The sequence below is a fragment of the Aquicoccus sp. genome (assembly GCF_041686535.1).
Classification (GTDB): domain Bacteria; phylum Pseudomonadota; class Alphaproteobacteria; order Rhodobacterales; family Rhodobacteraceae; genus Aquicoccus.
Window position 1 is genome coordinate 1 of record NZ_JAWLDS010000097.1, and the last position, 11,020, is coordinate 11,020.

General features: G+C 65.6%; 10 protein-coding genes. 7 read left to right on the top strand and 3 right to left on the bottom strand.

Annotation, left to right across the window (positions count from 1 at the left end; all coding sequences use genetic code 11):
* From leuS to ACESL9_RS15040, 6 genes are all read left to right on the top strand, one after another.
* Window positions 1-2,218: leucine--tRNA ligase (gene leuS / locus ACESL9_RS15015; RefSeq protein WP_372675096.1), on the top strand; the 2,218-nt coding region annotated here is incomplete at its 5' end.
* A complete protein-coding gene (lptE, locus tag ACESL9_RS15020; protein WP_372611644.1) occupies window positions 2,205-2,693 on the top strand; it encodes an LPS assembly lipoprotein LptE in 489 nt (162 codons plus the stop codon). The genes leuS and lptE, both read left to right, overlap by 14 nt.
* Complete coding sequence (gene holA / locus ACESL9_RS15025; RefSeq protein ID WP_372611646.1) at window positions 2,690-3,721, top strand: DNA polymerase III subunit delta; 1,032 nt, start codon at window positions 2,690-2,692, stop codon at window positions 3,719-3,721. The genes lptE and holA overlap by 4 nt, the downstream gene beginning before the upstream one ends.
* Window positions 3,722-3,792: 71 nt before the next feature.
* Window positions 3,793-4,800 carry a hypothetical protein gene (locus ACESL9_RS15030; protein ID WP_372675097.1) on the top strand — a complete coding sequence of 336 codons (1,008 nt, stop codon included), beginning with the start codon at window positions 3,793-3,795 and terminating at the stop codon, window positions 4,798-4,800.
* 187 nt (window positions 4,801-4,987) lie between these two features.
* The gene (locus ACESL9_RS15035; RefSeq protein ID WP_372611650.1) at window positions 4,988-5,572 is read left to right on the top strand and encodes a glutathione S-transferase family protein; all 585 of its coding nucleotides are present in this window, start codon (window positions 4,988-4,990) and stop codon (window positions 5,570-5,572) included.
* A gap of 30 nt (window positions 5,573-5,602) precedes the next feature.
* Window positions 5,603-6,343: a cytidylyltransferase domain-containing protein gene (locus ACESL9_RS15040; RefSeq protein ID WP_372611652.1), complete on the top strand. Its 741-nt coding sequence runs from the start codon at window positions 5,603-5,605 to the stop codon at window positions 6,341-6,343.
* On the opposite strand, the gene ACESL9_RS15045 is transcribed toward ACESL9_RS15040, so the two are convergent.
* The 3 genes from ACESL9_RS15045 to neuC all read right to left on the bottom strand — a co-directional run bounded on the left by ACESL9_RS15045 (window position 6,309) and on the right by neuC (window position 10,133).
* Complete coding sequence (locus tag ACESL9_RS15045) at window positions 6,309-7,607, bottom strand: 3-deoxy-D-manno-octulosonic acid transferase (RefSeq protein ID WP_372611654.1); 1,299 nt, start codon at window positions 7,605-7,607, stop codon at window positions 6,309-6,311. The genes ACESL9_RS15040 and ACESL9_RS15045 overlap by 35 nt on opposite strands.
* A 13-nt stretch (window positions 7,608-7,620) precedes the next feature.
* Window positions 7,621-8,886, bottom strand: coding sequence for a 3-deoxy-D-manno-octulosonic acid transferase (locus ACESL9_RS15050; protein ID WP_372611656.1), 1,266 nt, complete (start codon window positions 8,884-8,886; stop codon window positions 7,621-7,623).
* Window positions 8,887-9,011: 125 nt separating this feature from the next.
* Window positions 9,012-10,133: a UDP-N-acetylglucosamine 2-epimerase gene (neuC, locus tag ACESL9_RS15055; RefSeq protein WP_372611658.1), complete on the bottom strand. Its 1,122-nt coding sequence runs from the start codon at window positions 10,131-10,133 to the stop codon at window positions 9,012-9,014.
* Between the two features lie 92 nt (window positions 10,134-10,225).
* On the opposite strand from neuC, the gene ACESL9_RS15060 reads away from it, so the two are divergent.
* On the top strand, window positions 10,226-11,020 hold a 795-nt coding region (locus tag ACESL9_RS15060; protein ID WP_372675098.1), incomplete at its 3' end, for a hypothetical protein.

The window sequence follows — 11,020 nt, forward strand, 5'->3', positions numbered from 1 at the left end:
GCAGATGAAGCCGCTGGGCCTTTCCATCGACTGGAGCCGCGAGTTCGCCACCTGCGACCCGGAATATTACGGCCAGCAGCAGGCGCTGTTCCTCGATTTTCTCGACAAGGGGCTGGTGTATCGCAAGGAGGCGGTGGTCAACTGGGATCCGGTGGACATGACCGTTCTGGCCAATGAACAGGTGATCGACGGCAAGGGCTGGCGCTCGGGCGCGGATGTCGAGCGGCGCGAGTTGACGCAATGGTTCTTCAAGATCAGCGATTTCTCGGGCGAGTTGCTGGATGCGCTGGAGGGGCTTGAGAACTGGCCCGCCAAGGTGCGGGTGATGCAGGAGAACTGGATCGGCAAGTCGCGCGGGTTGCAGTTTTCGTTCGAGCGCGTGGATGGCGGCGAGATCGAAGTTTACACGACCCGGCCCGACACGTTGATGGGGGCGTCTTTCATAGGGATCTCGCCCGATCACCCGCTGGCCCGCGAGTTGGAGGCCAAGGACGAGGGCGTGGCCCGCGCTGTGGCCGGGATGCGCAAGGGCGGCACCACGGAAGAAGCCATCGAGAAGGCCGAGAAGCTGGGCCATGACACGGGGCTCAAGGTGCGTCACCCGCTCGACCCCGATTGGGAATTGCCGGTCTGGATCGCCAATTTCATCCTGATGGATTACGGAACCGGCGCGATTTTCGGCGTGCCCGCGCATGACCAGCGCGACCTCGATTTCTGTCGCAAGTATGACCTGCCGGTGATCGACACGTTCTTTGCGCTGGACGATCCGAAGCCGGTTGAGAACGAGGCGTTCGTGCCGCCCAAGAGCGAGAAGGTGAAATGGGTCGATCATTTCACCGGGATCGACGTGGCGACGGGGCAGGAGGCGATCGACGCGACGATTGATTTCGCCGAGGCGCACGGCTGGGGCAAGGGTGTCACCCAGTATCGGCTGCGCGACTGGGGGCTTTCGCGGCAGCGTTACTGGGGCTGTCCGATCCCGGTGGTGCATTGCGACGCCTGCGGCGTGGTGCCCGAGAAGAAAGAGAACCTGCCCATCCGCCTGCCCGATGACGTGTCGTTCGACGTGCCGGGCAACCCGCTCGACCGGCACCCGACATGGCGCGATTGCGCCTGCCCCGCCTGTGGCAAGCCCGCGCGGCGCGAAACCGACACGATGGACACGTTCGTTGATTCGTCGTGGTATTTCGCGCGCTTTACCGCGCCGCGTGCCGAAACGCCCACGGTGATGGAAGAGGCCGAATACTGGATGAACGTCGACCAGTATATCGGCGGGATCGAACACGCGATCCTGCACCTGCTTTACAGCCGCTTCTTTGCACGGGCGATGCATATCTGTGGCCACCTGCCCGAGAAGTCGAAAGAACCGTTCGATGCGCTCTTCACGCAAGGGATGGTGACCCATGCGATCTATCAGACGCGCGATGCCAATGGGCGGCCGATCTATCATTACCCCGAGGAGGTCGAGTTGCGCGACGGCAAGGCATTCCTCGAGGACGGGCGCGAGGTCGAGATCGTGCCGTCGGCCAAGATGTCGAAATCCAAGATGAACGTGGTCGATCCGATCAACATCATCTCGAGTTTCGGGGCCGATACCGCGCGCTGGTTCGTGTTGTCGGACAGCCCGCCGGAGCGTGACGTGGAATGGACCGCATCAGGGGCCGAGGCAGCGTTCAAGCACCTGAGCCGGGTCTGGCGGATCGCGGCAGAAGCGGCCGGGTCGGACGCGCCCGGGTCGGACGCGGACGAGGCGCTTGCGCGCGAGATGCACAAGGCGATCCATGACGTGACCATGGGTATCGAAAGCTTTGGCTTCAACGCGGCAATCGCGCGGCTTTACGCCTTTACCAACGCGATCCAGAAATCGCAGGCGGGCGCCGAGGCGAAACGCGGGGCCCTCCGGGTTCTGGCGCAGTTGATGAGCCCGATGACGCCGCACCTGTCGGAAGGCGTCTGGGAGATGCTGGGCGGTGAGGGGCTGGTGATCAACGCGCCCTGGCCCCGGGCGGACGAGGCGATGCTGGTCGAGGAGAGCGTGACGATGCCGATCCAGATCAACGGCAAGCGCCGTGCGGAAATCAGTGTAGCCAAGGACATGGACAAGGCAGAGGTTGAAAAGCTGGCACTGGCGACGGATGCTGTGCAAAGGGCGCTCGATGGGGGCAGCCCGAAAAAGGTGATCGTCGTGCCGGGGCGGATCGTGAATGTGGTGGTCTGACAGAAGAGCGTTTCTTGCGGGCGCGCTGGCGCTTGGCGGGTGCGGGTTCACGCCGGCCTATGGGCCGGGCGGCACGGCGGGGCGGTTGCAGGGACGGGTCCTGATCGACGCGCCGCAGGACCGGAACGGCTATCTGCTGGTGCGCCATCTCGAGGACCGTCTGGGCCGGGCGGCGGCGCCACGCTATGGGCTGTCGCTGGCACTCGATATCGAGCGCGACCGGATGGCGGTTGCGGCCGACAACATCACGACACGGTTCAACCTGATCGGGCGCGTGCGATATATGCTGAGCGACATGGAGGACGACCGGGAACTGGCATCGGGCAACGTCGAATCGTTCACCGGCTATTCCGCCACCGGATCGACCGCCGCCACCCAGACGGCCGAGGCCGATGCACATGAGCGGTTGATGACGATCCTGGGCGACCAGATCGTCACGCGGCTGATGGCGGCGTCGGGGGATTTGCCGGAATGAAACTGTCGGGGCGGCAGGCGGCGGGCTATTTCGCGCGGCCCGAGCCGGGGCGCACCGGATTGTTGATCTTCGGCGCGGATGCAATGCGCGTGGCGCTGCGGCGGCAGGAGGTGATTGCCGCGCTCATCGGTCCGGGTGGGGACGAGGAAATGCGGCTTACGCGTATGCAGGGGGCCGAGCTGCGCAAGGACCCGGCGATGCTTCTCGATGCGATCAAGGCGCAGGGTTTCTTTCCGGGGCCGCGTGTGGCCTTTGTCGAGGATGCGACCGACGGGCTCTCGGACGTGATCGCGGCGGGCCTGAGCGAATGGCGCGAGGGCGACGCGCAGGTGATCGTGACGGCGGGGGCGCTCAATGCCCGCTCGAAGCTTCGCAAGCTTTTCGAAGGGCACAAGAATGCCTATGCGGTGGGGCTTTATGACGACCCGCCGGGGCGTGACGAGATCGAGGCGGAACTGGCCCGTGCCGGGATGGGTGAGGTCACGCCCGACGCTATGGGCGCGCTGACCGCGCTGGCGCGCGAGCTGGGGCCGGGGGATTTCCGCCAGACCATCGAGAAACTGGCGCTTTACCGGCTGGGCGAGCCCGGGGCGGTGGGCGTCGAGGATGTGGCCGCCTGTGCGCCGCTGTCGGTCGAGGCGGGGGTGGATGACGTGCTCAACCTTGTGGCCGAGGGGCAGATGGGCGAGATCGGCCCGGTGATGCAGCGGCTGACTGCGCAGGGGGTGGCGCCGGTAACGCTCAGTATCGGGGCGATGCGGCATTTCAAGGCGCTTTACACGGCGGCGAGCGACCCGGGCGGCGCGGCACAGGGCATCGCGCGGATGCGCCCGCCGATCTTTGGCCCGCGCCGCGACCGGATGCTGCGGCAGGCGCAGGGCTGGGGGGCGGGCAAGCTCGAAACCGCGCTGGGGCTGATCACCGATACCGACCTCACATTGCGCAGCGCCGGACAGCGCGCCCCCGCCATGGCGCTCGTCGAGCGGTGTTTCCTGCGACTGGCGGGACTGGCCAGGGCGCGGCGTTGAGGTGAAGCTGGACAGGCGCGCGGGGGCAGGGCAGGTGGTTGAGATCAAGGATATCAGGGATCAACAGAGCCTTGAAGAGTGGCTTAAAGACCAGCCGCGTCAAGTCTCGGCTTGGATCGCATCGCGCGCGGTCGCTGCCGGTTTGGTGGGATGCGGTGCTGACTGTAGATTGGGAGGGTAAAGCTGATACGACAGCGTTGCCATTCTTGCGCAGCGTTTTGATATTGTCGGTTGCGGCTAAAATGCCAACCGAGGATTTACAGGTGGCCAGGGGCGCCGCCTCCCCTGCCATTGGCGCCATCATCCAAACCGTCTCTGAAGCTATTGCCGCCGCCTCTACCGGAGCAATCACCGACGCCGCTGCTTGGAACGCAGTGCGCGCAGATGCGGAAGAGGCGGCGGGCGGGACGTTACCCAATGCTTCACCGCTCTGGCCCAACGGGGTGAACCCGTCTGCGGAGCAATGGGCGGCGATCAAGTGGCAGGTGGCCAATTCTGAAGGCGCCGCAGACTGGCAATTCTGGATCGACTGGTACGACGCGCTTCTTGCAGGTCGAACGATGCTCTCTGACCCTGCTCGCACATGGGAGATGTTGGAAAGGGTTGCCCTTATCGATCCCGAGACATGGGACAAGGGGCCAGAAGTGGCGAACCCCCTGATCCGCGAGATCTGGGAGCTTTACCGGCTTCGGGTCGAGGTCGCGCAATTGCAGGCTGAGAAGGCGGCGCTGTTGGGTGGGCGTGGGTCAGAAGCGCAGAGGGGGCATAACCATCCCCCCAAGGGGTTGGTCGATGAACAGCCCGAGATCGCCCAGCAGATCACCATTGTTTGGGACGGGCTGGACGAGGCGCAGGGTGAGTTGGAGAAAGAAGAACCCGACAAGGGTCGGTTGCTGCGTATCGGCAAGGGGTTGCTGGCCGCACTCATGAAGATTGGCGCGTATTGCGGAAAAGTCGGGGATAGAGTGATCATGTCCGCCGCTACAGCGTCAGGCCCGTTCATCCTTGATCATTTTGCGAATGACGGTCGTCTTTTTCAGTTTGCCAAGGATTTGATCGGTTTCGCATCTGGCGGATAGGCAACCCGCCCGGGTCGCTTGCGGCCCGGGCAGCGCCCGACCCGCCCCATGGGCGGGCGCTTCGCACCCACCCCGGGCCGGGCGCTGCCCTCTCGTTGGGCTCTTTCCCCGCATGACGTTCCGTCGTGCTGGCGGAATGCGTACAAGCGGGGCACTCTCGCGCGGGAAAACAGAGGAGGGACGGACCATGTATGAAGTGATCGGGAACACACAGAGCCGGGCCTTCCGGGTGATGTGGCTTCTGGAGGAGCTGGGGCAGGAATACACCCACACGCCCGACAAGCCGCGCAGCGGGCGGGCGGCGGAACTCAACCCGTCGGGCAAGATCCCGGTGTTTTGCGATGGCGACGCGGTGTTGACCGATTCGACCGCGATCATGACCTATATTGCCGACAAGCATCAGGCGTTGACCCATCCCTGTGGCACGGTGGAGCGGGCGAAGCAGGACGCGCTGACCCATCAGATCCTGGACGAGATCGACGGGGTGCTGTGGGTGGCGGCGCGGCACAGCATGATCCTGCCCGAAGAGCGGCGCGTGCCCGAGGTCAAGGACAGCCTGCGCTGGGAGTTCGAGCGCAACGCCGCCCACATCGCCGAGCGCCTGGAAGGCCCGTTCCTGATGGGCGACAAGATGACCGTGCCGGACATCATCCTGACCCATTGCCTGAACTGGGCGTTTGCATCGAAATTCACCCACGATCAGGAGAAACTTCTGGCCTATGCCAAGGCGATGCGCGGGCGTGATGCGTTCAAGGCGGCGGTCGGGAAATAGCGGGCCATCCGGGGCCCGGAGGGGAGCGACATGATTCTGGGTCACATCGGGGTGCGCAAGGGGTCCAAGGGCGTGCCGGGCAAGAATTTCAAGCCGCTGTGTGGCAAGCCCCTGATTGACTGGTCGCTTGAGCCGCTCTTGGCCAATCCCCGCGTGGGGGCGGTGGTGGTATCGACCGATGATCCGGTGATCCGCGATCATGCGCTGGGCATGGGCACGCTCGATATCGGGTTGCGCCCGGACGACCTGGCCACCGACAGCGCGCCGAAATGGGGGGTCTGGCAACATGCTTTGGAGGCGGCCGAGGCCGCGCTGGGCCGAGCGGTGACGGCATTTCTCGATCTCGACGCGACGCTGCCCCTGCGCTTGCCCGAGGATATCGACGGGGCGCTTGACCTTTACGAGGCCGAGCGGCCGGACATGGTTATGTCGGTCTGCGAGGCGCGCAAGAACCCCTATTTCAACCTTGTCGAACCGGATGAAAGCGGCGCGCTGCATGTCTCCAAGCCGCTGCCCGGCGGGGTCTGGGCGCGGCAGGCGGCGCCGACGGTTTACGAGCATGTGGGCGTGGTTTACGTGCTGGCGCCCGATTACCTGCGCCGGGCCAGGTCGATCTATGACGGGCGGGTGATCCCCTATGTGGTGCCCGCCGAACGCTCGGTCGATATCGACAATCCGTTCGATTTCCGGTTGGTCGAACTCCTGATGCGCGAACGGCTGGCATCGGGCGACGCGATCAACCCGATACCCCCCATCCCGCCAGCGTCCTGAGGGTCTTGTCGACAGCGCCCGCGTGATCGGCCAGGAAGGCGTCGATTCTTTCTTTCGTGGGCAGCGCGTCAGACAGGACCGCCCCGGGCAATTCCCGCGCCGTGACCTGCCGTGCGACGCCGGCCGTGATGGCCTCGGTCGCGGGATATTCGATGGTCCAGGTTTCCGGCCCCACGATCACCGGCTTGCCCAGCGCCAGTGGCTCGATGATGTTATGCGAGCCGCGCGGATGAAAGCCGCCGCCGGTCACCGAAAGGTCGCCCATGGCGAGATAGAAATACATCTCGCCCAGGGAATCGCCCAGCAGCACGTCGATCCGCGGCGTTTCGGTGAGTGTCAGCGCATCGTCGAGGATCGCGGAACGGCGGGCAAGGCGAAGCCCCGCCTCGGCGAGCTTTCGGGCCACCGCGTCGAACCGTTCGGGCGCGCGCGGGACAAACACGAAAAATGCCTTGTCAGAGACGGATTTTACCGTTTCGACAAAGAGCTCCTCCTCGCCCTCGATGACCGAAGCCAGCGTGATCACCCGCCGGTCGCCCGCCAGCGCCGCGCGGGCCGCGCGGGCCGCGCGCAGCTGTTCGGGTGGGATCGGTTGTTCAAAGCGCATCTCGCCTGTCACGGCGACGTTTTGCTGCCCGAGAGCGCGGAACCGTTCGGCCTGAAGTTCCGATTTCACCATCACGCCCGCAAAGCCCGGCACCAGCAGCGCCGGCGAGAGGAACTTCTTGCGATCGCGCTCGAAGCTGCGGACCGGGTACTGCCCGTTGCACAGGTAAAGCGGCACGTTCGCGCGGCGGCTCGCGGTGATCATGCCGGGCCAGAACTCGACCTCCATCACCAGGCCGAATTTCGGCCGGAAGGCGTGAAAGAAGCGTCTGAAGGCGAGGCCGTAGTCGAACGGCACGTAAACCGCCGAGAGGCGTTCCGCCGCGATCTCGGCGGCAAAGACCTTTTCCGCTTCGCGCAGGCCCGCGGGGGTGAAATGGGTGGTCACCACATGTTCGCCCTGCTCCAGAAACGCGCGGATCAGCGGCACCGCCGAGCGCAACTCGCCGAGCGAGACCGCATGGACCCAGACATGCGGAATGCCGCGCCTTGCGTGGCGCCCGAACCGTTGCTCCAGCCGCTGGACATAGAGCGGATCGCGCCGCCCGCGTCGCCAGAGATAGGCCAGCATCACCGGCATGAGCAAGACCCAGCCCAGGCGCCAGAGCACGAGAAAGGCGCGAAGCCTGAGCGGTTTGGTCCAGGGTGAAATGGGCAAGGGCAGAGCCTGTTCAGACGAGATCGACCAGCTTTTGGCACAAAGCGTCGAGCCGGTCCATATTGGCGGCGACCAGGGCCTCGGCGCGCCCGGCCATGGCGGCGCGGTCCGGGTCGGTCACGGCCTTGGCCAACGTGTCGGGCGTGTCGACCAACTGCGCGGCTTGCGCGTCCGCAAGCGCGGCGTAATCAGCGGCGAAATTTGCAAGGCGCGGCCCGTGCAGGATGGCCGTGCCCAGGGCGGCGGCCTCCCACGGATTATGCCCCTCGACAGCGCCCATGCTGCCACCGATGAAGGCCACCGGCGCCGACCGGTAAAACAGCCCCATCTCGCCCAGCGTATCGGCGAGGTAAACCTGCGTGTCGGATGTTATGGCCTCCCCCGCGCTGCGCCGGGCCAGCTTCAAACCCCGCGTGCGAATGGCCGCTGCCACGTCCTCGCCGCGGCCAGGCAGGCGCGGGGCGAGGATCAGGAGCGTTTCCGCCGCACGCGCCAGAAGCCGCTCCTGCGCAGCGAGAACGAGTTCCTCGTCCGGGGCATGGGTGGACGCGGCGAGCCAGAGCGGGCGACCACCGATACCGGCCTCCAACAGTGCCCTTTGGGCCGGATCATCGGCCAGTGGTGGCGCGATCGACTTGAGCGAACCGTCGCAACGCACCATCGGGGTACCCAGCGTCGCGAGGTTGGCCGCGCTTCGCGCGTCCTGCGCCGAGACCAGCGCGAAGCGCGGCAGGATATCGCGATAGATCGCGCCCACCTGCTGTCGCCGGGCCCGCGCCGCATCGTTCATCCTTGCATTGACCAGCGCCAACGGTATCCCCGCCCTGTCGGCGCGAAACACCAGCCCCGGCCAAAGCTCCTGCTCGGCCCAGATCGAGAGATCGGGCCGCCAGTGATCGAGAAACCGCCGGGCCGGGCCGGGCGCATCGAGCGGGGCGAATTGGTGCAGCGTGCGGGGCGGCATGTTCCGTGCCAATGCCCGGGCCGAGCCGAGCGTGTTCGAGGTCACCAGGAACTGCAAATCGGGTTCAAGATTGGCCATGCGCGCAATCAGCCCGCGCAGGGCCAGCACCTCTCCCAGCCCCACCGCGTGAAGCCAGACAAGCCGCCCCCCGGGTCGCGGGGCCGACGCGTGGCCCAGCTTCTCGCGCCAGCGCCCCTCGTCTTCCTTGCCACGCCTGAGCCGCCGCCTGAGCAAGAGCGGCAAGACCGGCTGAAGCGCCCATGTGAGTGCCAGCCAGCCGCGCAGGGCAGGTCGGGGCGGGTGCGCCTCAACCAAGCCAAGGCCCTTTCATCTTGCCCGAAATACTCTGGGGGTTTGGGGGCAAAGCCCCCAAGGCCTGCGTGGCCCGAACGCAAGGCAAGCTGCGCGCGCCAGCGCCCCTTTTGGCAAGGGCGCGAGGTTCAGCCATGATCGTGGAATTCCTTTTGCAGGCCGCGGGCCCAGAATGCAGGATCGTTCAGCACCTCGGCAAAACGCGCTGCCGCGCTGCCTTCGCCGAATTCAGGATCGCGCGGGTGGCGCGTGCCCCAGTCCTGCGCCAGGAAGCGCAGGATGGTGGCACTGTCCTCGGCCGCGCAGGAAGTGATCGAGGCCCCGTTGGCGCGGTTCTTCTGACGCGTGCCGATATCGAGCGAGGGGATGCCGAGGAAGGGCGCCTCGCGCACCCCGGCGCTGGAATTGCCGACGATGCAGGCGGCGTGTTTCATGGCCTCGGAGAAATGCGAAAACCGCATCGACGGGATGGTGCGGAACCGCTTGGGCGGAAGTCGCCTGATGACCGCGAGGATGTCTTCGGAGCCGGGGTCGTTATTGGGCAGGATGACGACGAAATTCCGCCCGCTGGCCTCCAGTGCAGCGAAAAACGCCTGTGCCTGTGCGCCCATCGTCTCGGATTCCGAGGTGACGGGATGGAACGTGGCGATGCCGAACGCGTCGAACGGGATCTCGTACCGGGCCTTCACCTCGTCGATGCTCACGCCCGAGGGCCGCGAATGGAAATCGAGCTCGGGGGAGCCGATGACGTGGATCGCCTCGCGAGGCTCGCCCAGCGCCATCACCCGCCGGGCGGCGGCTTGCGAACTGACGAAATGGCAATAGGCGAGCTTGGTGTTGCAGTGGCGGAAAAGCTCGTCGATCGTGCCCGAGACCTCGCCGCCCTCGATATGGGCGCAGCGGATGTAATTGGTGGCGCAGACCAGCGCACAGGCCAGCGCCTCGACCCGGTCGCCATGCACGATCACCAGGTCGGGCCGGTGCTCGGCCACGAAATCGGAAAAGCCCAGCACGGTCTTGGCCAGTACCATGTCCTGTGGATCGCCGATGCGCTGGTTGAGGTATTCATGCACGGTCACGCCCGGGGTGCGGTGGACCTCGATCTTGGTCAGGCCATAGCGGTCGAGCATGTGCATGCCGGTGACGAAGATTCCGACCTCGTGGCCCGCGTCGCGCGCGGCCAGCGCCAGCGGCTCGATCTTGCCGAAATCGGCGCGGGTGCCGGTGACGAAGAGAAGGCGTTTGGTCATGGCTTTCCCGGTGTTGCGAAGTGGGGGATGGTATGGACAGAATGGGCATGGATGTCTAGGTATTCACGGATCCCGACGTGAAAGGCGCCCCCATGGCAGAAGACCGGATCGTGCTCTGCATGAAGTGGGGAACGCTTTTCCCGCCCGATTACGTCAACGTGCTTTACAATGCCTGCCGGGGGGCGATTTCGGGGCCCTTTCGCTTTGTCTGCCTGACCGACGACGCGGACGGGTTTCAGGACGGTATCGAGGCATTCCCGATCCCCGATATCGGCTTGGCGCCGGGCGAATGGTATACCAAGGGTGTCTGGCCCAAGCTCGCGCTTTACGTGGCCGATCTGCACGGGCTGCGGGGGCGTTGCCTGTTTGTCGATCTCGACATGGTGGTGTTGCGCGGGCTTGACGAGATGTTCGAGCATCCGGGCGCCTTTACCGGCATCGACGTCGGCGCGGGTTGGCGACCGGGGCGCGAAGGCACGCGCCCGCCCGAGCTGGGCACCGGGGTGTTCGCCTTTGATGTTGGGAGCCAGCCACAGATCCTGGCGGCGTTTCAGGCCGACAAGGCGGGCGTGATGGCGCGGTTTCGCAACGAGCAGGATTTCGTGGGTGCCCATGCCGAGGGGCTTGGGTTCTGGCCGTCGGGGTGGGTGATCAGTTTCAAGCGCTGGCTGCGCCAACCCATCGGGCTCGATCTTGTACGACCGCCCAAAGAGCCGCCGGACACGGCGAAGATCATCGCCTTTCATGGCGATCCGCGCCCTATCGCGCTGGTGCCTGAGCGGGCGGGGTTCTGGGACAGGTTCCCGCATATGGGGCATGGGCAGGTGGGCTGGGTTCGCGATTACTGGCTCGAACATGGTGGGCGGATGCCGCCGTTCGGAACGCCC